The sequence below is a fragment of the Paraflavitalea devenefica genome, assembly GCF_011759375.1.
GTDB classification, from domain to species: Bacteria; Bacteroidota; Bacteroidia; order Chitinophagales; family Chitinophagaceae; genus Paraflavitalea; species Paraflavitalea devenefica.
This window is the reverse complement of record NZ_JAARML010000003.1, coordinates 360,857-385,901: the sequence shown is the minus strand read 5'-3', so window position 1 is coordinate 385,901 and position 25,045 is coordinate 360,857. Positions and strand designations below refer to the sequence as shown.

The window sequence follows — 25,045 nt, the reverse complement described above, 5'->3', positions numbered from 1 at the left end:
ATGAGCCTGTCGGGTTTTAATAGCTGATCTCAATCACTTGTATCCCATAAGCAGGTATAGTAGTTTGCCAGTTGTTGGTGCTGTTCAGCAATGTTCTTTTGCCATTGGCATGGATAGCGTAAACAGTCCTGGGTTGTATGGTTGTTGTATCCAGTATTTTACTATAATCTATTTTGAGCGTGGTTTGTAAAGGCTCGTCATCATCATTCAACAACAGGAGGAATAATTTTTTCTGTGCTTTGTTAATCGCGCCAAAGTAATCGAGGTATGGCGTGCCGGTATCCAGCATACCTTCTTTCAGCAAGAGATCGGCTTTAGCACCATAGATCGTTCCTGCTGCAAAGCCATAGCTCTGGTGCGGACCTACCTTGGGCGTGATGAACCCGCGGGGGAAACTGATCTTGCCTCCGGAACGCAGGGTTGCTTCCGACAGCAGGTAATCCGTGATCCAGCCGATCTGCCACCAGGCATGGTGCGGATAAGGACCAGCCCCTTTGTTCATGGTATTCCAGTAATAAGAAGCTACACTGGTAGCAGGATCTACAAAAGCATCGCGGCCTAAAGCAGCAGTCCGCGCCATGGTAAGGAACAATGAATCATGCGTAAGGGAGAACATACGGATAAATAGACCGGCATGACTGGCCAGCAGGATAGGTCCGTGTTTAGTGGCAGAGCCGATGCTGCCGCCATGTTCAAAGCTCAGGCCTGCCTGGCTGATCTCCCAATCCTGCCGCAACTTGCCACCGGCTGTTTTGGGTGTACGGTTGGGAATGGGATGCGTGTAGATAGACGTGGTGTACAATTTCGCGGTAGTAATGGCCGCCTGCAGATAGTATTGGTTTTTCGTGATGTCGTAGAGATCAAGGAGGGCCTGCGCACTTTGCCCGGTAGCAAAGTCGGGTGCAAAGCGGGTATCACCACACACACCGGTAAAACGTCCCCTGTTTACCGCATGGGTGATATACCAGGCGGCACCTTTGATAGCGCCCTGTAAATATTTTTGATCGCCCAGCATTTTATAGGCAATCACGAGCCCATAGAAAGTAGGACGCAGGTCTTCCACCTCGGTAAATAGGGGTTCACGTGTAGCATGATCATAGGCTACCTGCCATTGGCCATCCTTGCTCATCCAGGATAACAGCTTATCGGCTGCCGCTTTCAGTTCGCGTTTCAGCGTCGTATCGCCCGGATTAAACAATAAGATATTACCCGCATCCATCAGCACGTAGTAGGTAGTACCAATCGGTTCCACATAAGGCCCCCACTCTTCGGTGAACTTTTTGCGCTTGGGCAGGTAATATTGTCCGGCTGCTGCTCCATAAAAGAATCCCGGTGTATTATCCTGCTGTGTGATCTTGAAATTGCGGGCATAAGGAAGGCGGGTCTGTTGCAATACCGGGTCATTGGTAATGCGGGCCAGCATCCACATAGCGCCATAGTCGGCATTCTTGATGGCATCTCCATCACCACCGTACACACCGCCAAGGTAATCCTGCGCACCAATGGTGAGGTCCTGGTATTGTTCTGTGCGCCATTTGGACGTGCTGTCATCCACCACGTATTTGTGCATGGACAAGATGCGATTGGTGAGTGACTGCTTTGTTTCTTTTAAGGCAAGGAAATCTTTCAGCTTGTATATATCATTTACGGCATGTTTGTATACCGTGTACCAGTTGGCCGGTTGTACTGTATAGCGGAAAGAAAAATGTACACTTTCACCGCTTTTGAGCCATGATCCTTTTTGTCCCAATACCGGATGCCAGGCCGTAGGCGTTAATTGCGCCTGCCTGTTCATCACAGACAAACCAAGCTGCCAGGTACTATTGGTAAGGCGATCGCTTTCCCAGGGATCACGGCCCATACCAGGTTCGGGTATCACGGCCATGGTAATACCTTGTTTTGTGCTGATCAGCGGCGCAAGGGTAGAAGCCGAACGTTCACGGCTTACTACGGGCTTATCGGGAATGCCCTGCCCGTAAGCAAAGGCCTTGACAAAATTCTTTTCAATGGCATTGCCCTGAAAGTGTCCGGGCACCATGCCCCAGGACAGTTCTTTATTGGCAACAATGGCCAGTGATGGTGAAGCGATGGAGAAATATCCATCCTGTTTGGCGGTCAGGGTGATGGTCACCAGGATATCGCCTGCATATCGCGGCTCCATGCGCCAGGCAGCCTTTACCCTTGCTTCCCTGGCTTCCTGTAAGAATAATAACTCCTGGTTGCCGGATTGTACGGCAGCCGGATAAAAACGGATGGCTTCTCCCGCTACGTTCATAGCAACGGGTGAAGTGGCTTCTTTCCATACCGGGATGGTATAACGATAGTGCGCTTCCGGGAATAGTACGGGCTTTCCGGCTGCGTCGTAGATGGGTGGTGGTATAGAGTCGGGCTTTTGTGGTGCATACAACACTGTGTATTCTCCGCTGGCGCCGGGCAGGCTGATCCATTGACTGCCTTTCTTTACAGCTAACTGTTGCAACTGCCAGCCATTGCTTCCCTTGCTCCAGTTCAATTGCAAAGCAGGTGAGGCAAGCGTAGCCCTCGTGCTGGTTATTGTTTGTGCGGTGGATTTGTTGGTGAACAACCCGCATCCGATGAGGATACACAATACGGCTGTGGTTGGCTGTAATTTCACTTTGCGGGCTGCACGGAATGGTATGAATGCGCACACTAAGATCACCGCCGCAATACCGGCCACCATACCTGCGCCGGAGGTGGTGAGCAGGCTCAATATGAATAATAGCACCGCAATAAAAGCAAGGGAGAAGGCGATGACCTGCAGGCCAAACTTATTCTGTTTTTTGATCTCATAGGTCTCTTCTGCACTGGCTTCCAGCGCATCTTCTTTGCGCTGCGCCTTGCGTTGCAGGTATAAAGCATAATCCGGGTTGTCAACGCCTTTTGCCCTGGCGTACAGCTCATACAGGGCCAGCATGAGGAAAGGCAATCCCACGCCCACCAGCATTTCTGAAGCACGGCTCAGCTTAAAGCCTATGGTAAGCGGCAGGATCATTTTGAATACCAGGTTTACCGACAAACTGATGAGGGTAATAAAGATGGTGGCTTTACCGGTGAGGCGTTTGGAAAACAGCGCCCAGATAGGTGGAGCCAGTAAAGGACCGCCGGTGACGGCGCCAATGCTTAAGGTAAACTCCACTATACCGCCGATATACGGTACAATAAGCGCTATACCGATCATACCCAGGCCAAAGAACCAGGAAGAGATACGGGCAATGCTCATGAGCTTTTTATCAGAAGCCTTTGGATTAATAGAGCCTTTATAAATATCATTGGTGAATACAGCCGATACCACATTGAGGGCGGTATTGGCCGAAGCTGAAGTAGAGAAGTACATGCCGGTAAGGATCAATCCCATTAAACCGGCAGGTAATACATGCTTACAGATCATAAGATAGGCATTCTCTGTATCCAGGCCCGATAAAGAAGGATTGATGGTTTTGTACACCATTGGCGGCAGCATCCATAAGATGGGACTGATGATGTACAGGGCGGCAAACAGGTAGGCTACTTTGGAGGCCGACTTTGGCGTATCTACACTGGTATAGCGTTGCACAAAGGTCCAGTTGCCCCCGATATAAAAAATATGGTACAGCGCAAAGGCCAGTATAAAGCCCCAGGTATATTCTCCGTTCACCAGTTTAAAAAATCCTTCGGGCGCTTTGTCCAGGAAATGACCAGCGCCACCGGCCGCATTGAAAGCAAGCGGCAGGATGATGAGGATAGCAGCGGTGAGGATGACAAATTGCAAAATATCAGTTACCATCACGGCCCATAAACCACCCACCGCCGTATAGGCAATCATAAACAGTCCCAGCACAATGGTAACCGGTACTAACGGAAAGCCTAAAGAAGATCCTACCAGTTTGGCGACAGAATACAATACCGATCCTTTGATGAACAAGGATACCAGCATAAAGATGTAGATGTAACTTTTCTGTACACCGGCGCCGAGGCGCTCACGGATGAACTCGGCAGCCGTCAGGTTGCCGGTAGCCTTCCATTTGGGGGCGAGGTAGAGGCCGGTGATCAGGCCGCCAATGCACATCGTCCACTGGATGGTGATGGCCACCCATCCATATTTGTACGCAATAGAGCCCCAGGCCACGAAGGTGCCTGCCGAAAAGAAGCTCATGAATAACGACAATCCACCGATGAACCAGGGCACCGCTTCACCACCGGCAAAAAAAGATTTCAGGTTCCTGCCCGTACGTGCGAACAGGAAACCGATCAACATGATGAAAACCGAGAATACGATGATGACGGTGGTATCTATAGTAGGATTCATAGAGTAAATAGTAAATGGCGAGTGGTTAATGGCGAGTGGCGAGTAGCAGGCCCACTTGCTACTTGCCACTTACCACTTGCTCTTACGGTGTTATCGTTAACGTAATTTCTTTCACTACCTGTTCCCTGTTTTCATAGGAAGCATTGGTAGCCACAAAAACTACTTTATAGGTACCAGGCTTCGTATACACGTTGTTGGTTACATATTTTTTCAGGTCAAAAGTTATATCCTTAATGGATACTCCTTTATCAGGAGATGCCGCATTGGGATTGTAGCTCCTGCTCAATACCCAGTCGTCATCAGTAGAATCTTTGGTACCAGCCATCAATAATTGCTGGCTGGTGATCGACCAAACGGCAGCTATATTTTTAAAGCTCACAGCTTTCCAGCCGGTAGTACTCATGGTGGAAATGGAAGTAACCGTACCATCCGGCGCTTGGTAATCGGCATTAAAGGTACGCACCACCCAGCGATTCTGTGAAGCCGCAGGGGCCGCCTGGTACCGGAATGCAATGGTAGCGGATTTATTCCCATCGGTAAATTCAGACAGGTCAAGGGTACCTGAAGGCACCTGGTCGGCCCCCTGAGAAAGGGTAGCCCTGCTGGTGATATCGGTCCAGGTGGCTTTTTTTACGTTGGTGGTATCATAGGTACCGTTAAAATCGTTCGACACCAGCACGGTCATATTGTTCCGTATGCCAAATTGCTGGTAGGTATTGAACCTTACCAATAATTTATACCCGGTATTGAACAGCCTGTCGCGGTATTGGTACTCATGTCCGGGCGTGCCCGACCAGAAACTGATGTACTGTGCATTGCCGGAGAAATTGAAAGCGATGGTATCCCCTATTTTATAAGTAGTGGAAGGAGTGGTCACATTGAATTCGGGTACGCCTACTTCATCGCGCTTGTTGCAGGCAAGTACCACAAGACCTATACTGAGCAGACTAATGATTTTTTGCATAGCCATGGTGTTCGGGTTAATGTATAATGTCAGGCTGAGCTTGTCGAAGCCCTTCGATAGGCTCAGGGCGACAGTTTGATTACCAACCGGGATTTTGTGACAAATAGGGGTTGACCGCAATCTCACTGCTGGGTATGGGAAACAATACACTCCTGTCTGTTACCCTGCTTGCCTGGCCCACGGCAGCCTGCAGCATAGCGGAGGGCATGGTAGCCTGGTAATCGGTTACCAACAGCTGCATAGTAGATACATAGCTACCCCACCGGGTCAGGTCGTGCTTACGCAGCCCCTCATAGGCCAGCTCACAGAAACGCTCTTTCTTCAAAGCCTCCAGGAAGTCTACCTGGGCGAGGCCCGCAGGCAGATCGGCCACAGGATCGGAAGTATTAACCGGTTTCCCGAAACCGCGCCGGCGTACCTGGTTCACTGCTTCATACGCTTCCGGGGTAGGTCCGTTGATATGATTTTCTGCTTCGGCAAACATCAGCAAAACATCCGAATAACGCAATAGGGGAAAATTGATGGGCGTTGCATCCGCAATCTTGGGCTTGAACGTTTCATATTCCCTTCTCCATTTTCCGGCGCTCCTTTCATAGATCTGGCTGGTATTCCAGTTGGTCCTGGTAACAGGCGGATTAGTAATGCCGGTAACATTAGGTTTGAAATAGTAAGGAGCAATGGTCCAGTCGCGCCGGGCATCCCCTGCTTCATACGCATTGTACAATTTGGCAGTGGCGTGTATATAGTCATTGGCGAAGCCGGTATCTATATTTGGACAGTAAACGCCCATCCAGGCGCCAAGGAAGCCGGCTTCCTTAACAACTTCCAGGCCATTGCCATAGAACTCCAGCTCCCACAGGCATTCCTTGATATCATATTTATCCTGTGCATGGTTGATAAAGATCTGCTTGAAATCGGCGTTGAGCGCATGCTTCTCCGATTTGATCACCCTATCGGCATATTCCCTGGCATCGGCGTATTTTGTTTCGTCGTATAAAGGATAACCCGCCATAGTGAGGTACACCCGCGCCAGGATACCCTGTACCACCGTTTTGGTGATCCGGCTGTTATAACCATAGGAAGTAATGTCTTTCACCAGTCCTTCCGCTTCTTTCATATCCTTGATGATCTGCGCATATACATCCGCTATGGACGTGCGGGGCAAAGGAGGCTCGGTAGGCGATTTGGTGGAAGTGAGCTTCAGGGGAACAGCTCCCCAATTGTCTACCAGGGTGAAATAGTAGAATCCACGCAGGAACAAAGCCTGTCCTTTTATCTCTTTTTTTAAGTCATCGCTCACATTTGCTCCATCCATATGATCCAGCAACATATTGGCCCGCTCGATGCCGGCATAGATTGACTGCCAGCTACGGTTGATCTCCAACATGGAAGCATCGAGGGTATTGGACATATAGCCGGTGGGTTGCCCTTTGATGAAGAACTCATCGCTGAAGCAAAGATATCCCCACAAAGCCTGGCCATATACACGGCGGTCACCCAGCCGGTCATATACCGCCGCCAGGGCCCTGTTCAGGTCCTCTTCCGTTTTATAATAGGTTTCGGGGGTAATGGAATCCACGGGTTTAGTCTCCAGGAATTTGTTGCAGCTTCCCAGCAGCACAATAGCCAATGCAGTAGCTATGAGCCACGAGCTACGAGCTGCGAGCATGGCCGATTGCCGGTTGCCGATTACCGATTCTTTATTGCCGATTACTGATTGCCGATTCACGTTCATATACAAAGCAATTTTATCGTTAGAAAGTTACATTCACACCAAGGGTAATGGTCCGGGCCTTGGGATAAGGCGACCAGTCGAAGCCGGGGGTAAGTGCGCTGTTCCTGACCGACACTTCCGGATCAACACCTGAATAGTTGGTCCAGGTAACCAGGTTCTGTGCAGCGGTATAAACCCGTATACTTTTGATCTTTATCCGCTTCAATACCGGGACAGGAATATTATATCCCAACGACACTGTTTTCAGCCGCAGGTAAGAACCATCCTCCACCACACGGGTCGATAATACATTGGGGCTGGAGTTGCCGGCGGCAGGGATCAGGGAACCGGTATTCTCGGGCGACCACCTGTTCTCAAAAGATTTAAACATATTCAGGTTTTGCCTGGCCTCAGCACCCTCGAATACCACGCGGTTGGCATTCAGCACATCATTGCCATAAGACCATTGGAAGAATACATTCAAATCGAAATTGTAGTAGCGGAAATTATTTGAAAACCCACCGATGTGGATCGGCAGGGGATTGCCGATGACCGTCCGGTCGCCGCTGGTGATCAGTCCATCGCCATCGAGGTCTACATATTTTATGAATCCCGGTTTGATCGATCCACGGTCATTGCCATTAGTCGGTACGTTTTCGCGCAGCACCAAACTACCATTGGGCAACTGATCAAAATCTTCCAGTTGGTACAGGCCATCAAACAAGTATCCATAAAAGGAGGCAACCGGCATACCAGGCCTGGCCATGTAAGGCGGATTGTTGTTGAAATTGTCATTCCAGGTAAGCAGGGTCAACAAACTGGGCTGGTTATCATTCAATTCCAGTATTTTATTCCGGTTGAAGGAGATATTAAAATTGGTAGACCAGGTAAAGTTCTTATTATTGATGTTGACGGTGTTCAGGGTAAACTCCAACCCTTCATTGGAAACCTTTCCAATATTCTTGAAGCCGGTAAGGTAACCGGAAGAGGGCGCCATGGAAGCATTCAACAACAGATCGCTGGTCTTTTTATAATAATAATCTACCGTCAGTGCTATCCTGTTATTCAGGAAACCGATGTCCAGTCCGATATCCGTTTGAGCGGTACGCTCCCATTTGAGATCCTTGTTTCCTACTTCCACCGGTGCGGAACCCGGAATGTGCGCATTACCAAAATAATAGCCAGGTGTAGTATTACCGCTACCATTGGTAAATCCGGTTTGCCTTAATACGGACAGGTAAGCGAAATCGGCTACCCGGTTATTACCGGTTACCCCATAGCTTGCTCTCAGTTTAGCATCGGAAATGAACGGGAGGTTTTTCATGAACTTTTCTTCACTGAGGCGCCAGGCTATACCGCCGGAGGGGAAATACCCCCATTTATTACCAAGGGCGAATTTGGATGACCCGTCTGCCCGGAAAGAAACGGTGAACAGGTATTTTGATTTCAGGTTATAGTTGATCCGTCCGAGAAAGGAGGCTTGTGCCGCTTCCGATTCGGAAGAGAAGTTAACCTGGGGCGTGCCTTCATCCAGGCCGCTGATACCGAGGGATTCATTGGGTACGCGATTGGCAGAGAACCCATCTATGAGGGTCTTCGTCTTTTGTAGGGTGAAACCGCCCACCACATTTAAGATATGGTCTTTATTGATGCGCTTGTTCCACGTAAGGGTATTTTCATTGAGCCAACTGCTGAGTACGTTGTTGTTGATGGAACCATTGACGCCATTGATAGCTCCATAATTGGTACGGGGATTACCGGCCGCTGTTTTGGTGTTGTTGAAGATCTCCCGCCGTACGGCATTGCGGGTAATGCCACCCGTAACCCGGAGGGTAAGGTCTTTCCAGATCTTATACTCGAGGTAAGTATTAGCCATTAAAGCATTGGTAAAAGCAACATTGTGCGCATTTTTTGCCGACACGATCGGATTCACGCGCAGATCAACGGTTGAAGTGATATCCGGATCAAAGGCATCTTCTTCAAAGGTTAGATTGGACAGGGAATCACCGGTGATGGGGCGATATCCCCACGCATTGTAAAACAGGTAGGAAGATGCATTGATGCCATTATCGCCTCCGCTGGTGGCGATCTGCCCGGTAGTTTTGAGGGCCGAGTAGTTGGCATTCACGCCTATTTTCAATTTGGCATTCACCGTTTGGTCCAGTACTATCCTGCCCTGGTAGCGGCTAAAACCGCTGTTGATGAGAATACCATCCTGGTCCAAAATGGAACCGGAAAATGAATACCTGGTCTTATCATTGCCTCCATTGAGCGAAAGACTATGGCTTTGCATGGGAGCTACGCGGAAGATCTGATCCTGCCAGTCCACCCCCTGTGCATTCCTGTACGATTCGAGGGTTTTCCCATTTTTGAGATAAAGGCCGGCAGCCGCGGAGGATAGCTCCAATTGGTATTTTACGAACTCATAGGGACTCATGACCTCCATCCGGTTGATCTCCTGTTGCAACCCATACCAGCCATTATAAGTAATGGCTGGCATGCCGATCTTTCCTTTTTTAGTCGTCACCAGGATCACCCCATTGGCGCCGCGCGCACCATAGATGGCAGTAGCAGAGGCATCCCTTAATACTTCGGTAGATTCAATATCATCCGGATTGAGGGTATTGCTGACAGAACTTTCGACAGGAAAACCGTCTATCACATATAAAGGTCCATTGCTTTGTGTAATGGAGTTGCCACCGCGGATGGTGATGAGGTTAGCGCTGCCTGGCTGGCCATCGATACTCCCCACCTGCACACCGGCGATGCGGCCGCCCAGCGCATCTTCAAAAGACGCTACCGGCGCTTTGCGGATCTCCTCCATTTTCACCTGGCCTACCGATCCTGTCAGGTCTTTCTTCTTCACAGTGCCATAGCCGATCACGATCACATCTTCCATGTCTTTGGGATTGTGATCGAGCTTTACATTATATAAGGTAGCATTGGCATTCAGCTTTACTTCTTTGTTCAGGTAGCCGACAGACGAGAAGACCAGCACAACTCCCTGTAGATTGTCGAGCGGGATGCTGTAAATACCTCCTTCATTGGATGTGACGGAAGCCTGTTTACCTTTTACCTGTACGGTAACGCCTTCGAGCGGCTCATTTTCTGCGTTGGTGATCTTACCGGTAATGACTTTCGGCGTAGCGGGCGTTTGCCGCGCAAAGGAACCGGTAGCGGCTAGTAATACAATCGTAAGCAGGGCAAGACGAATGGCAGGCAATAATTTTTTCATACGGCGTAACTTCTGAAACAAAAATGCCGAATACAAACAGTAAGACAAAAAAAGTTAGGATTAATTTATTGTGGGAACATTCCCATTTTACGGGAACATTCCCATTGTGACTCATTTTCCATTTCTTTGTATTAGGAAGGCAAGTGGTAAGTGGCGAGTAGCGAGTGGGCTTTCTACTCGCCATTCACCACTAGCCACTAGCCCACTCACATTCTTTTGTTTCGCTAATACGACCATTAAAATATCATTAAGAGAAATACGTTAAAAATGAAACGCCACCAGATAACGATTGTAGACATTGCCCAGAAGCTCAACTTATCCAAATCCACCGTATCGCGCGTATTAACCGGCCATCCCAGTGTAAGTGAGAAAACCCGCAAGGCCGTACTGGAGCTGGCGGAACAACTGGATTACCAGCGGAATATGCTGTCTGTGAGCCTGCTTAACAAAAGAAGCAATACGATCGGCATTATTGTTCCTGAATTCCTCAGCTCTTATTTCCCACAGGTGATCGTAGGCGCCCAGGAAGTAGCGGCCAGGGACGGATATAATGTGATCATCTGCCATTCCAATGAAACGTATGAAACAGAAGTAGCCAATACCAAACTGATGCTGGCCAACCAGGTGGATGGCTTACTGGTATCCATTACCAAAGAGACACGGAATTTCGATCACCTGAAGGTATTTGAGCGCAAGGGCATCCCCATTGTGTTCTTTAACCGGGTGTGTGAAGATATGAATGTGCCCAAGGTAGTGGTAGATGATTATGAAGGCGCTTTCCGGGCAGTGGAGCATCTTATTAAACGAAAGAAGAAAAGGATTGCCCACCTCGCAGGACCTGATACGCTGGCCATCAGTGTAAAGAGGTTACGCGGCTACCGCGATGCCTTAAAGAAATACAATATTCCCATTGATGAGGAACTGATCATTCCCTATGATCTTACCATTGCCAAGGTAAAGATCTATGTGAACCACCTGCTGCGGCTCGACAATCCGCCCGATGCCATCTTTGCTATTAATGACCCTACTGCTATTGAAGCGCTGCAGATCGTGAAGAAGAAAGGACTGCAGGTGCCAAAGGATATTGCCATTGTTGGTTTCAGCAATGATTTTGTGTCGGGCCTCATTGAGCCGTCTTTAACCACGGTATCACAACCGGTGAAGGAAATAGGGCAAACAGCCGCGCAGTTACTCATTGATCAGATCAGCCGGGATATTTCGGAATGGAAGTCCATTATCCGCGTGTTGAAGACAGAGTTGATTGTACGTAAGTCGAGTTAAATTCACTCGCCAGCGTCCCGCTGGTGAGGTCTATTTACAAGCCTCCGGCTTGTTGTAGCAAGCCAGAGGCTTGCCAATACACTCACTCGCCGGAGGCGAGCGAGTGAAAGACAGGTCTTATAAGATAGATAGTTTTTAATTCTTCAATATCGTAAACTCTACCCTACGGTTCAACTGTCTGTGCTCATCGCTATCATTGGCCACCACGGGTTTCGTTTCGCCATAGCCTTTTGATATAATGCGGCTTTCCGGTATGCCTTTGGACAGGATGTATTCCCGTACGGATTTGGCGCGGTTATCACTCAACTTAAAGTTGTACTCATCTGTACCATGACTATCGGTGTGTGCGCTCATTTCGATCTCAATCTTCGGATTCTCTTTCAGCAAGGTAACCACACGGTCAAGCTCTACAAAAGACTCCGGGCGCAGGTCCCATTTATCAAAGTCAAAGAATACATTGTTCAACCGCACTACCTGTCCTATTTCAATGGGCACCAGGTACAGGTCTTTGTGTATTTCCTTATAACCTGCTTTGATCATAGAGTCAAGGTTCAGGTTTTCTGATACAGCAAAGAACTTATCGGCCGTGGCATGGATACTATAGTTCTTATCGTACGGCAATACGATCTTAAAGGCGCCATCTACAGGACTGCTCACCCCATTGCCTGCTTCTACGCCATCCGGCAAGGTTTCATATACCAGCGAGGCGCTGAGCGGTTCTTTTGTTTTCTGGTTGTATACATTGCCACTCACCAGGATCACCGGGTTGGGCTTTTCTTTCTCCAGCAGCTTCACCCGCACAATATCACTTTCACCATAGGTATTTAAGTTGGTAGTTAAGTAGGCGTATTCTCCACCAGCATCAAGCGTGAAGAAAGCATCCCAGCCCTTGGTGTTGATGGGAGCGCCCAGGTTCACCGGTTCACTCCATTTCTGCCAGCTCTTGTCCAGCCGCCTCGTCATCCAGATATCATTGTCGCCAATGCCACCCGGGCGGTTACTGCTAAAATACATGGTAACGCCATCGGCGGCTACATAAGGCGTCATTTCATCATAACCAGGTAAGCTGATCTGCTTGCCAAGGGTCCTGGGTTCTGACCAGGAACCGTCAGGTTGCCGGAAGCAGGCATACAGGTCGTTCAGGCTGCTGCCTTTATCGGGCGTCATATACAACAACAGGGTTTGCGCATCATGCGTCATGGAAGCGCCGGACAATAATCCCCGGTCATATTTTTCATAGTTCTTAATGTACAACCTCTGCGGTTCGCTCCAGCGGCCACTGGTCTTGCGGTAACTCATGCTCACGCCTTTGCCGTGATAACCACCGTCAATAAATGCACCGCGAATGAGTATCCGGTTCTTATCGGGCGATATCCAGTACACGGCATTATAGTGGGAAGTATTCAACGGCGCTTTCAGGTGGCGCGCTTCACTCCACTTACCCATACTGTCCCTTTCCGAATACCAGATATCCTGTGAATTGGGAATGGAATTGTATTTGGTGTTAGCGGGGTGATTCTCGCAAATGAAGAACAAGAGATTGCCATCGGCAGAAACAGTAGGCCTTAACTCCGGCAAATCGGAATTAATATTAATACCTAAATTTTCAATCTTGAGAATAGTATTGGCAGTAATAATATTGTCCTTTTGCTGCTTCAGTCCGGCAGCGGAATCTGATTGCTGGGCAGAAGGTTGTGCCAATGCGTGTTGCATGACCAACACCAGCAGGCAGGGGGTTAGGAGTGTTCTCACGGTATCGGATTTGTGCCAAAATAAGGCAAAAGCCTATAATCTCCTACCCTTTGGGGATAAATATGCTTCAACAGTTGCAGGTGCGTTCTATACGACTGTAAATCAATCCAAAAGCATCCTGCAGTTTGGCTCAACCGCATTAACCTTGCCGAAACAGGCGCCGTTACAGGCTGTCTTTCCACGCTCATCCCCTGTTCTGCTTCACTCCCCTACCTTCTTTTTTCCGCTTGCCCGGGATCACCTTACTTTGTTCAGCATTACAATTTTCCGATGAGCATAAAGATGCCGTTATCACTTTATTGGAAATGCCAGCTCATAGGCTGGTCGGCCGCTTCGGCCTACTGGGGTTATGCTGCTTTCAGGACCAGTATTGAGTTTGATTTCGGGCAGGGCATCGCTGACTTTATCGGCGATGTACTGGCAGGCATCCTGCTTACACATGCTTACCGGAATTTTGCGCTGCGCCGGCAATGGCATACCCTCACCCTCAAAGCCCTGGTGGGGAGAATGGCCACCGCCATCATCATATTGTCTTTACTGTATATGGTCCTCATCCTTTGCAAATTGTACCTGATCCGTTCCCTGTTCAGCCCACAATTCCTGGTCCCTGTCCGGCAATTCTTTACGGCCAACTGGCTCACCATCTTTATTACGGGCACGCGGTTACTGTCCATCTGGGTATTGGCCTGGCACCTGTACCATTATGCACAAAGGGAGATCCATACTGCCAAAGAAAATGCCCGTTTATCGGTGATTGAAAAAGAGGCGCGCTTAAACAAATTGTCTGCACAGCTCAATCCTCATTTCTTTTTCAACTCCCTGAGCAATATCAAATTCATGGTAACGGAAAACCCGGGATCAGCCCGCAGGGCCATTGACCTCTTGTCGGACCTGCTGCGGAATTCCCTCTATGGCAAGGATGATGCACTGATCCCTGCCCGGGAAGAAGTGAGCCTGGTAAAAGACTACCTCGAACTGGAAAAGCTACGCTTTGAAGAACGGTTGCAGACAGCCATTACAGCAGAGGAGGCATTACTGGATACGCTTATCCCGCCTTTCAGCATCCAGGTACTGGTGGAGAATGCCATTAAACATGGTATAGAAAAAACAAAGGAAGGCGGACTGATAACGATGAATATAGCCATGAAAGACGGACAGATCATGATCACAGTGCAAAGTCCGGGTGAGCTCCATATACAGCAGCACGCACGGGGCCTGGGATTAAACAACCTGGAAGAAAGGTTGCGGCTGCAGTACAATGGAAAAGCATCCTTTGCCATCCGGGAAATGCCCGGTAAACAAGTATTGGCCACCCTACTAATTCCTGCCGCATGAAAAAGATCGGGGTCATTGTGATTGATGATGAACGCTCCGCCCGGGAAGAACTGAAGCGGGCACTGAAAAGTTATCCCGACTTTGAAGTGACCGGCGAAGCAAAAAATGCAGAAGAAGCCAAAGAACAGATCGAAGCAAAACGGCCCGACCTGATCTTCCTGGATATCCAGATGCCAGATAAATCGGGCTTTGAGCTGCTGGAGATGCTGGATGAAGTGCCGGCGGTGATATTCACCACTGCCTTTAATCAATATGCCGTACAGGCATTTGAGATCAATGCGCTGGATTATCTCATGAAGCCTGTACGCGATGAGCGCTTTACCAAAGCCATGGAGAAGGCGCGCCATACTATTCAGCAAAAAAGCGCGGCGGAGAATATGCCAGCCGACCGGCAGCTATTTATCAAAGATGGAGAGCAATGCTTTTTTGTGCAGATGAGTGATATCTACCTGATCGAATCGCTCGACAATTATTCGCGCCTGTATTTCCAGGGAAAAAAAGTATTGCTGAAACGTTCCCTCAGGCAATGGGAGGAAATACTGGAAGCACTCCCCTTCTTCCGGATCAACCGTACACAGCTTATCAATACCCGTTATATACAACAGGTACATCGCTTGCCCAATGGCCGGCTTACCATCAGTCTAAAAACTGGTGAGCAATTGGAAGTATCAAGTCGCCAATCAGTGAAGTTCAAAACCCTGAATGGTTTGTAACAGTATTCTTTTTAAAATATTACTATAATGAAACGAGTTATCTTTTTAGCGATAGCTGTTATCGCTTCGTCATGCCTTACCGCACAAATGCCTGCGGAAGATGATGCGCAACGTTATCTCCTACAAGACAGCGTGCTGATTAAAACCACTTACGGCATTACACTTTCCGCCATAATAGTCAGGCCAAAAGACGTTTCCATACCTCAACCTGCCGTACTGGCATTTACCATCTATGCCGATTCCAATAACCTGCGACAGGCCAAAACAGGCGCTGCGTATGGTTATGCCAGTGTGCTGGCGCTGGCGCGCGGCAAGGGCCTGAGCCCGGATGAGGTGGTACCTTATGAGGCAGAAGTGCAGGACGTCAATGCGGTGATTGACTGGATCATTCAACAGCCGTGGAGCAATGGCCAGGTAGGCATGTATGGCGGCAGTTACAATGGATTTGCCGCATGGGCCGCTACCAAACACCTGCATCCTGCCCTGAAAACCATTGTACCTTATGTGGCTGCCATACCGGGACAGGGCGTACCTATGGAGAACAATGTGTTCATCAATGCCAATTATGGCTGGGCATTCTATGTAAGCAATAACAAGTACCTCGATGATAAAGTATATCGTGATCCCAAACGGTGGAATACGCTGTCCCGCACCTGGTATGCCAGCGGTGTGCCTTACCGGAAGATAGACAGCATAGACGGCACACCCAACCCATGGTTGCAACGCTGGCTGCAACACCCGGCGTTTGACAAGTACTGGCAGGATATGATCCCCTACGGGCCCGATTTTGCCCACATCAATATCCCCGTATTGAGCATTACAGGATATTATGATGATGGACAGATCTCGGCCCTGCAGTATGTGCAGGAGCATTATAAATACAATAAGAATGCGGAACACTACCTCATCATCGGACCTTATGATCATTTTGGCGCACAGGTGGGCGGCGCGCCGGTATTGCGGGAATATAAGGTAGACTCCGTAGCACTGATCAGTACCCGGAATATCACTTTTGAATGGATGGATTATATACTGAAGAATGGTAAGAAACCCATCCTGTTAAAAGATAAGATCAACTTTGAAGTGATGGGCGCCAATCAATGGCGGCATGCCCCTTCCCTCGAAACGATGAGCAATGACACACTGATGCTGTACCTTACCAATAGCAGGCTGGGCAATTACTACCAACTGTCTGCAAAGAAGCCCGCCCACCGGGGATATCTTACACAGACGATCAATTTTGCCGATACGCAAACCGCCAACAATACCGACTATTATCCCTACCCCATTATTAAACAGCAGTTGCAGGATAGCAGCGGGCTCTATTTTATCACGGAGCCATTTGATCAACCGGTATCAGTGAACGGCACTTTTGCAGGATCGCTGATCGCCAGCATCAACAAAAAGGATATGGATATCGGTGTCACATTTTATGAGTTAATGCCCGATGGGCGGTACTTTCACTTGTCCTATTTTTTAGGCAGGGCCAGTTATGCTAAGGACAAGACCGTACGGCAATTGCTAACGCCCGGAGAGATCACGACTATCCCCTTCGACAGGACCCGCCTGGTGAGCCGTCAACTAAGTAAGGGAAGCCGTCTGCTGGTGGTATTGAACATCAACAGGAATCCCTTTGCCCAGGTGAATTATGGTACCGGAAAAGATGTAAGCGATGAAAGCATACAGGATGCCGGTGCACCCTTGCAGGTGCAGTGGTATAATGATAGTTTTATCAGAGTTCCTGTGTGGAAATAGAGAAATCTGTTTTGCAATCTTAAGCCTCGCCTTTAAATAAGAAACCGCCCCGTTGGGCGGCTTCTTATTTAATTATCTGATCAGACTAAATGTTATTTAGTTTTAGTCGATGTTCTTGTATTTTTCCTGGATTTGCTGGTTTTAATATAACGTACGGTCTCTTCAATGTCCTTTTTAACCTGCGCATTGGTTCGCTTATCCTGTGTACCCACAAACCCTATTTCATCCAATCCGTAATATCGTTTTTTGTCAGCCACTGATGTAGTTTTTATAATACGAATTTACTAATTTTTTAGCAGAAATCCCTGAAATACACATCCTGTCTTTGAATATTAGCTCGGCTCCCAATGTATCAACATAGTGTTGAATCAGTTGCGTTTTAGCTCTGAATCCTACAAAGCCTTCAAACCCTGTATCAAAGCTCATTTTGCAGGCAAAAGCAACCAGGTTACCTGGTACACCAACATACTTTTTTGATTTACCATAATTATGAGGGGCAGTTTCTATCAAATGTAACTCTATATAGTTTTCAACAGGCTGCAGGCTAATCAAACCCTGTATATTGACATCTCCTTCCACTAATATTTTATACAACTGCCGTTCTGCGTGTTTATGTTCTTTTCTCCAGTTAAAACGCCATCCATTCTTTTTAAGAACAGTTTTAAAGTCAGTCAATTCCACAGGTACAACCTCCGTCTTATAACTTTTTCCGGTCTGCGCATCTTCGATGCTATTCGTTATTTTATCAATCAAGAACGAGTGCCTATGCATAGTTTATCAGTAGGATGGTTTAGATGTTTGGATTTCAGATGCCTGAGCACACATTGTTATAACAAATAAACGACACTTATGTACTAACAGAAATCCGACTATTTTTTACCTTCTGGCACATAAAAGCATCTTGCCGGTCTGGCTACACTGTAAGAACACGCTAGAATATACGTGAAAAACACCCTTTCCCATCCCCTTGTTCCGGTGTTACCTTCAGCCTATCCGCTACCGCCAAGGAAAAAAGGGTTCACTTCAATTGTACTTACATCTTAAATCAGGTTATTATGAAAAAAATAATGGTTTATCCGGGCGACCATCCCGCTAATGTTCTATCCCTGATCCCGCAGTTTGGTAATATTCTGGCCAATTACGGTCAATCCATTTTGGTACAGGCTGATGACAATGCAGTTCAAATCCTGCAGGATCATGCTATACGGTTTAGAGAGATCCCTGAACAACCACTCCTGCAAACCGGGGCCTTTATTGTTGATACCGACAATATAAACATGCATGCTACCTCGGCACAGGCAGCAGAACGTGCTTTTGCGGATGTAAGCGCCACCTCCGGCTCCACCTATCATATTCTCCGTTTGGCCGGCCCCCTGCATCCCGACTGGAAAACCCAACTGGAAGATACCGGTGTACGGTTTGAACAAAGCATGGATGAATACTTTTACCTTGTTGAGATCAACAATGACCGGGTAGATGATGTTCAGCAATTGCCTTTTGTAGAAACGGTAACTGTGTATGAACCGGAATTAAAGATAAATCCCGTTCTTTTTTCTGTGCCGCTGAAAACAAACCTTTCCTTTAAAAGTGGTTTAATGCTGCTGGAAACAACAGATGATATACAGCCTGTTGACAGTCCCATTACTGATATTACAGAGACCTCCCGGGCAACACCTCCTTACCAGCCGGAAACAGACGGTAATATAGAAGTGATCGTAAAGCCTGCTGCCAGTGAAGCAGTTCCCGCTGCTATTGAATCGGCCGGCGGAAAAGTCATTTCGGTTAATGAAGACCGCATCATTGCCTTTGCCCCTCCTGAAAATCTTATGAATATCGCCCGTATTGAAGCGATAAAGGAACTCAATCCCTATGCCCCTTACAAACTGCATAACAATATAGCAGGCGGCATTATACAGGTGACGCCTTTCCACAACGGACAAGGACTGCGGGGAGCAGGCCAGGTGGTGGCTGTTGCTGATACGGGCCTCGATACGGGTAAAGATAATGCCACCCTATCTGCCGACTTCAGGAACCGGATCGTAAAAATTGTTCCGTTAGGACGGCCCGGAGATGCCAGTGATACAGATGGCCATGGCACCCATGTAGCAGGATCGGTATTGGGCAGCGGCGCCAACTCCAACAGCAATGTGCAGGGAATGGCCCCGGAAGCAAGTTTGTTCTTTCAATCGGTATTGGACAGTAGCGGGGGACTTCGCGGGCTTCCTTCCAATTTACGAAACCTCTTTTCACCGGCGCTCCAAAATGGCGCCTTCATCCATACCAACTCATGGGGATTTACCATTGGCGATGGGTCATATAATTCCAATTCGGGGGAGGCAGATGAGTTTGCTTTCAGGAACCGGGATTTCCTGATCCTGTTTGCAGCAGGCAACGAAGGCAGGAAACCCAAGAATAAGATCACGCCACCCGGTACGGCTAAAAATGTGCTGACTGTTGGTGCGAGTAAAAGCGTCAGGACTTTGCCAGGTTCAGTTACTTTTCCGGCAAGTCCCCGATTCCCGGGTGGCGCTGTGCTCAACATAGGATCAGAAGCCGGCAACCACAACCAGATGGCTGATTTCAGCAGTGTGGGGCCGGTACAAAACAATCGCCGTAAACCCGATATTGTAGCACCGGGGTCGTGGATACTCTCTGCACGGTCAACAGTGGCGGTGGCTGATCATGGCCTTGATGGCCTTCCGCTAACCGGCGATGAAACCGGCGTGCCCACCCATCATGACGCAGTAGGGATTGGATTACCGGGCGGACCAGTCCGTGGTAAAGGCAATCAAAATACGCCTGCTTTACCTGCCGGAGCAGGGACCGCAGCTAATCAGCTATATATGTATGAGAGTGGCACCAGTATGGCTACCCCGATCGTTGCCGGCGCCTGCACGCTGCTACGGCAATATTTAATTACAAAGCGCGGCCATTCGCCATCCGCGGCCCTGATCAAGGCCTTTGCCATCAATGGCGCTGTTGATATGGGTATGGGTGTTCCGCATCCTGCCCAGGGCTGGGGACGGCTTGACCTGTCGAATACATTATCCGACACAGTTAAATTTGATGACACGCTTAACCATGCGTTACGGACAGGAGATACTCATACGTACAATGTGGTGGTTGCCGCTGCAAATACTTTGGCTGTTACATTGGTATGGCGTGATGCGCCGGGAGCTACCCTCCAGAACCGGCTGCACCTCCGGGTGATACATACCAGCTCCAATACTGTATTGATGTCTGATCCTATCAATGATATCCGCAACAATGTCCAGAAAGTGGTAGTTAAGAATGCTACTCCCGGCAACTACCGGATTGAAGTGGAAGGCGTAAACATCAGCATTGGAATACCTGAATTTGCCGGCGCTATCCGCCAGGACTATGCCCTCGCGGTAATCAATGCAACAGGACCAGGGCTATTATAACGTTTACCGCATAATCTGCCACTTCAATCGTTGCTTGGCGTCGCGGCATACGGGGCAGATTATCTCCACGATGTACATGGCTGAAGCCAGTGATGGCATCACCCTGTTCAGGGCAGTATTCAGGTCATTCATCTTACCGTGTACCTTCATCACCTCTTTGCCATCCATGCTGATCACCCGCAGGGCCAGCATTCTGTCTGATACGTAAGGGCAATAGGAATATAAAGTAACATAGTAACTGCCGGGATTGGGCTTCAGTTGAAATATCACATTACAGGAGCTGTCCGCACCACCTCCACCGCCCGGCGGCGGGCAGGCTGTTATATTCACTGTGTCAGCGGCGGAGCAACTACCTATTCCAACGGTAACATAATATTTCCCGGTAGTGTTGACTGTAACAGCCGGCGTACTTTGCCCGTTGCTCCAGCTATACCAGTCATAATTGCCGCTCGTCCTGAGTTGTACCGTTTGTCCTGCACAAAGAGTGGTATCCGGTCCGAGGTCAACTGAAATAGTATTGCTATTGACCACACGAATGCTGTCTTCCCAGGTATAGCCGCAATAAGCAGCCGTTACTTTATACACGCCTGCATTATAAGCTGTAGTGGTTTGTTCCCGTGCACCATTGCTCCAATGATAGCTGGTAAAGCCTGCGCCTGCATCTAACCCAACCACCCCACTGCCGCAGATAGCGGTATCCTTACCCAGCTCCAGTTGTATCGCTGGTTTTACAGGGGACGACCCGAGGAATATCTCTACTACCTGCAGGGCCTGGCATCCATCGTCGTCCTGTCCGATCATTAGATAGGTTCCCGACTTATAGGCCTTAATATCTATGCCATTAGACGCCATTACATAATTGCCGGAAGTACCATATAAACCTATCATCATCGAAAAATTGATCAGAGGCGTTATCACCAGGGTATCTCCACAGGTATATAATTTATGGTCCGGTGCTACCATGGGTATGTTTACATACACCGAATCTTTACCTGACCCGCAATTATTGGCGTAGGTAATTCTATACCACCCCCTTACAAATACCATCAGTTCAGTGGCTACTGTATCTGTGCCATCGGGCAAGGTCCAGTGATGGGCGGTCATGCCAGCCGGCACAGAAAGTGAAGCATAACTGGCACAGGCATCCAGCGTATCCCGGTCAAAGATCTGTTGCGGTATATTCTTTTTCACCTGGATAGTGTCACTGAAATAACAATTGTTTGTAAAAACAGTAACTCTATAGGTCCCCGAATCAGTGATGGCCAGGGAAGACCCGGTTGATCCATTACTCCACAGGTAACTGGTCATGCCCGGCGGCGCCTGGAGGGTATAGTTAATGGTATTGCAGATAGACGTATCATTACCAAGATTCAGTGCAGGCAAATGGCGCCAGTTGACCATCATGGAATCGCGGTAACTGCAACCGGCCTTACTGGTTACCTGCACCCACAACCATCCTTCTGCGTGCGCGTTGATATAGTGAGCAGTATCGCCGTTACTCCATTTATATGTATCGAACCCAACACCGGCATCCTTCAACAGGTAATTGTTCTCGCACATGGTAGTGTCATTTCCTAAAAAGATATGTATAGGGTCTCCTGATACAACGATGAGCGTGTCATAGAGCATAGCGCAGGAAGCGGTACGTTGCAGAATAAGCGTATCACGGCCTGAGGCGGTAACACGCAGGGTGGTGCTTGAATCTGTAAAGGCCACCAGTTGATTCACTCCTTTATGGGTCCAGGAATAAGTAGCCCGTCCTTTTTTCTTAAATACATATTTCACCAGGGAATCGGGCGTGGTGCGGCATATTCTTTCCGGACCATAAATAACCGGCTTGATAGTATTAACACCCTGTACCTGGTTGGGTAAGCCCAGCATGTTCTTTGTATTCTGCCACAATTGCACCCCCTTTACTGCAAAGCCGCATTCGGCTATTTGTTCTGCATTGGGATTACTGATAACTGATAAATAATTGTCATATTCATTCAGCACCATATACAATTTACCATCCGGCGCCAGTTGTATCTGCCCTCCGCCAGTAGTGCTGTTTTTATAAAGCACCTTCACGGAGTTACTGATAGCTGCCGCATCGCCTGCTTCCAGGTCAAACCGCATAAGTGTTGCAGGGCTATTGGAGGTACCATATACATAGCGCTCATTGGGTGAAAAGGAAACGCCATAGATGTTTTCGGTGTGCTGGTTCTCCAGGTGAATGGTATTGGAAATTACCCCTGTCTCATTATTGAAATCAGATACTTCACAAAAGTTCCAGCCGCTATTGGCCATGACCAGTCTTTTACCGGTAGGAGATACCTCCAGTTCACCAATGGCCGCCATATAGGGGGTCAGATAATGATTAACCGAAGGATTGATCACAGTGCCTGTACGACTGATAACAGGCTGGCTGCTGATGCCGGTATCGGAAACGAGCCAGCTATAATACGCATTGCTTTCCCATTGGTGAGCAATCACCCATATACCATTACCCTGTTTGTTTTTCACCGCAGTGATCATTTCCGTAGAAACCGGTAATATCTCTATATTTTTTGTGGTCACGGCTCCTCTGCCATTATCACCCTGGCGGTCAATAATGGAATAGGAAACGCCCCGGTTATTGGGCGTATGTTCCCCTGCCTGGGCCGCTACGGTAAACAGGTATACAAAACGGTCACTGCCGGGCATAGGCACAAATAAAGCACTCTGTGTGGTGGACTCATTACCGGTAAGTCCCGTTCCATTTTGCAGAATGAGCGGTATTTGGGCATTACCTACCTTTAAACCATCCGAATAGAACAGGGGCTGCCCGTTCTCATCGCAGAACGTAGCGCTGCCTTCAATGGTTTTGATATATCCTATCCTGGGCCTGACCGGCTTAAAATTAAAATCAAGCCCGGCCAGTTCCCCAAAAAACCATACGTTGTTTTGCTTGTCGTCACTGCAATTACCTGGCCGCACATAATAAGGTTCACTCACCGTAGCACAAACGCCATTGTCCACTGTAAGCGTTACCAGCCGGCTTTTATCATCCGGCACCAGGTAGTTAAATGAAGGGCCGGTACCAGCGGCCACACCATCCACCTTCCAGGTAAGCGTACCCGTACTGGTGCTTACAAAGCTGATGGTTTCACCGGCGCTTACCAGGTCATCGGGACTGGCCGTAAAAGCAGGTGTTGCACTGCACGTCACCTGCACCTGCTTGCTCACCTGCGCAAAACAACCGGGATTGCTGTTCGTAATCGTGGCTGTAGCTGTAATATGCTTCGCCTGGTGGAAAGTAAGGGTAACTGTTGACTGGTTGGTATAGGTTTGTCCATCTATCACCCAGTTAACAAAAACAGCCGGATTGTTCAGGGTAAGCGAAAAGGTGACCGGTGTACCGGCCGCTACCACATCCGGTACATTGATGGTTGCCGTAATGGGCGTATTACATTCCGCACAGAGACCGGTATTCAGCAGCAGACTGGCCCTCGCTGTGGTAAGCGCATCGCGCATCCGTAGTTTCTGTCCTTCGGTAAATTTATCCTGGCATTGGGACAGGCCATAATCCATATAGTTACGGATCATATCGGGCTGATCACCCAAACCACCCATATTCACCGGCCTGAAGGGGTTATTGGTGCTATGGTCATTGGCATCGGTGGTACAGGTATTGGTCGCTGTACCGCAGGGAACGGCGGCTACAGAACCATCGGGCGGCGTGTCACATACACGGTCGCCATTGGTGGTACAATCATCATTTTTACAACCACCTTCAAAAGTATGGTACAGGCCCAGGTAATGGCCTACCTCATGAATAAGTACTTTGGCATTATCGGCATCGCCATTCATAAAAGCAGCTTCCAGCACAATACCATCAGCCGCGCTGCCATGTATGCTGGGCAGGTAAGCATAACCAGCTACACCGGGACCACTGGTGGAAGAGTTAATACTGCGTACGATCCAGATATTGATAAAGCTGCGCGGGTCCCATTGCCCTATCTGTTTCAAGGCTGCATCATCCTGTTCAAGGGTCATATCTGTAAGCGCCGATTCATGGCGGGTAATACCGGTTTGTATCGTACCATCCGGCGTCTGCTGCGCTATGCAGAAGCGGATCTCCACATCTACCCCATCGGTTTTTTGATAGGCATTGCGGTTGGCAAAAGCATCATTGAGCAGGTTCAGGGTATTCCTGATAGTGATCTCTGAAATATTCTCTGCGCCATTCTGGTGAATAATATGGAATACCACCGGTACGGTGTAAACGGTACCCGAAGGTTCGCGGGCCGCAAGGCGTTGAGCACGCTTTTGAGTAATGCCTTTTTCAAAGGCCTCCCAGCCGGCACGGTAAATACCTTCCCGCTGTACGATAGTACCACAGCCAGGTGTGAGTGGCCTTTTAACGGTGGATTGGGCTAATACAATATGGCAGGAGAAAAACGTAAAAAGCAAAAAGGGCAGCCGGCGAAGCTTGCCGGGCAAGGGGTTTAACATACAGGATAGTTGAGTAATCGTAAATATACTAAACCCTTTTGTGGGTTACAACACGTTAATACCACAACAGTGACCAACACCTGCTATGA

Annotated in this window: 12 protein-coding genes; 5 read left to right on the top strand and 7 right to left on the bottom strand. The window is 48.6% G+C overall.

All coding sequences use genetic code 11. The features are described from left to right. Positions 1 to 16: 16 nt before the first annotated feature. The 4 genes from HB364_RS32940 to HB364_RS19880 form a co-directional block, all read right to left on the bottom strand. Positions 17 to 4,306 (bottom strand): sodium:solute symporter family protein, encoded by a 4,290-nt coding sequence (locus HB364_RS32940; RefSeq protein WP_208420023.1) that lies wholly within the window; start codon positions 4,304 to 4,306, stop codon positions 17 to 19. 82 nt (positions 4,307 to 4,388) lie between these two features. Continuing rightward, the gene (locus HB364_RS19890; protein ID WP_167290079.1) at positions 4,389 to 5,276 is read right to left on the bottom strand and encodes a DUF5017 domain-containing protein; all 888 of its coding nucleotides are present in this window, start codon (positions 5,274 to 5,276) and stop codon (positions 4,389 to 4,391) included. A 73-nt stretch (positions 5,277 to 5,349) separates the two neighbouring features. Further along, a complete protein-coding gene (locus HB364_RS19885; RefSeq protein WP_246228555.1) occupies positions 5,350 to 7,005 on the bottom strand; it encodes a RagB/SusD family nutrient uptake outer membrane protein in 1,656 nt (551 codons plus the stop codon). 19 nt (positions 7,006 to 7,024) lie between these two features. Next, positions 7,025 to 10,219: a SusC/RagA family TonB-linked outer membrane protein gene (locus tag HB364_RS19880; RefSeq protein ID WP_167290078.1), complete on the bottom strand. Its 3,195-nt coding sequence runs from the start codon at positions 10,217 to 10,219 to the stop codon at positions 7,025 to 7,027. Positions 10,220 to 10,486: 267 nt separating this feature from the next. Here HB364_RS19880 and HB364_RS19875 point away from each other — a divergent pair, with 267 nt between their 5' ends. Continuing rightward, on the top strand, positions 10,487 to 11,500 hold the full coding sequence (locus HB364_RS19875; protein WP_167290077.1) for a LacI family DNA-binding transcriptional regulator: 1,014 nt from the start codon (positions 10,487 to 10,489) through the stop codon (positions 11,498 to 11,500). 135 nt (positions 11,501 to 11,635) lie between these two features. Here the strand turns inward: HB364_RS19875 and HB364_RS33560 are convergent, their stop codons facing one another. After that, entirely contained in the window at positions 11,636 to 13,252 is a 1,617-nt protein-coding gene (locus tag HB364_RS33560; protein WP_167290076.1) for an OmpA family protein, read from the bottom strand. Between the two features lie 270 nt (positions 13,253 to 13,522). Here HB364_RS33560 and HB364_RS19865 point away from each other — a divergent pair, with 270 nt between their 5' ends. Genes HB364_RS19865 through HB364_RS19855 form a run of 3 tightly spaced genes read left to right on the top strand, consistent with a single transcriptional unit; the run spans position 13,523 to position 17,055 of the window. Further along, positions 13,523 to 14,587: a sensor histidine kinase gene (locus tag HB364_RS19865; RefSeq protein ID WP_167290075.1), complete on the top strand. Its 1,065-nt coding sequence runs from the start codon at positions 13,523 to 13,525 to the stop codon at positions 14,585 to 14,587. Next, positions 14,584 to 15,300, top strand: coding sequence for a LytR/AlgR family response regulator transcription factor (locus HB364_RS19860; protein ID WP_167290074.1), 717 nt, complete (start codon positions 14,584 to 14,586; stop codon positions 15,298 to 15,300). The genes HB364_RS19865 and HB364_RS19860 overlap by 4 nt, the downstream gene beginning before the upstream one ends. Positions 15,301 to 15,327: 27 nt before the next feature. Further along, the gene (locus HB364_RS19855; RefSeq protein ID WP_167290073.1) at positions 15,328 to 17,055 is read left to right on the top strand and encodes a CocE/NonD family hydrolase; all 1,728 of its coding nucleotides are present in this window, start codon (positions 15,328 to 15,330) and stop codon (positions 17,053 to 17,055) included. A gap of 249 nt (positions 17,056 to 17,304) precedes the next feature. Here the strand turns inward: HB364_RS19855 and HB364_RS19850 are convergent, their stop codons facing one another. Next, entirely contained in the window at positions 17,305 to 17,826 is a 522-nt protein-coding gene (locus HB364_RS19850) for a hypothetical protein (protein WP_167290072.1), read from the bottom strand. A 284-nt stretch (positions 17,827 to 18,110) separates the two neighbouring features. Between HB364_RS19850 and HB364_RS19845 the strand changes: the two genes are divergently transcribed. Beyond that, positions 18,111 to 20,480 carry a S8 family serine peptidase gene (locus HB364_RS19845; RefSeq protein ID WP_167290071.1) on the top strand — a complete coding sequence of 790 codons (2,370 nt, stop codon included), beginning with the start codon at positions 18,111 to 18,113 and terminating at the stop codon, positions 20,478 to 20,480. Between the two features lie 3 nt (positions 20,481 to 20,483). Here the strand turns inward: HB364_RS19845 and HB364_RS19840 are convergent, their stop codons facing one another. Next, positions 20,484 to 24,956, bottom strand: coding sequence for a M43 family zinc metalloprotease (locus HB364_RS19840; RefSeq protein ID WP_167290070.1), 4,473 nt, complete (start codon positions 24,954 to 24,956; stop codon positions 20,484 to 20,486). Between the last annotated feature and the right edge of the window lie 89 nt (positions 24,957 to 25,045).

Coding starts and splice junctions, on each gene's coding strand:
- HB364_RS19840 (WP_167290070.1), bottom strand. CDS start 24,956: ATGTTAAACCCCTTGCCCGGCAAGCTTCGCCGGCTGCCCTTTTTGCTT.
- HB364_RS19875 (WP_167290077.1), top strand. CDS start 10,487: ATGAAACGCCACCAGATAACGATTGTAGACATTGCCCAGAAGCTCAAC.
- HB364_RS19890 (WP_167290079.1), bottom strand. CDS start 5,276: ATGGCTATGCAAAAAATCATTAGTCTGCTCAGTATAGGTCTTGTGGTA.
- HB364_RS32940 (WP_208420023.1), bottom strand. CDS start 4,306: ATGAATCCTACTATAGATACCACCGTCATCATCGTATTCTCGGTTTTC.
- HB364_RS19860 (WP_167290074.1), top strand. CDS start 14,584: ATGAAAAAGATCGGGGTCATTGTGATTGATGATGAACGCTCCGCCCGG.
- HB364_RS19880 (WP_167290078.1), bottom strand. CDS start 10,219: ATGAAAAAATTATTGCCTGCCATTCGTCTTGCCCTGCTTACGATTGTA.
- HB364_RS19865 (WP_167290075.1), top strand. CDS start 13,523: ATGAGCATAAAGATGCCGTTATCACTTTATTGGAAATGCCAGCTCATA.
- HB364_RS19855 (WP_167290073.1), top strand. CDS start 15,328: ATGAAACGAGTTATCTTTTTAGCGATAGCTGTTATCGCTTCGTCATGC.
- HB364_RS19845 (WP_167290071.1), top strand. CDS start 18,111: ATGAAAAAAATAATGGTTTATCCGGGCGACCATCCCGCTAATGTTCTA.
- HB364_RS19885 (WP_246228555.1), bottom strand. CDS start 7,005: ATGAACGTGAATCGGCAATCAGTAATCGGCAATAAAGAATCGGTAATC.
- HB364_RS19850 (WP_167290072.1), bottom strand. CDS start 17,826: ATGCATAGGCACTCGTTCTTGATTGATAAAATAACGAATAGCATCGAA.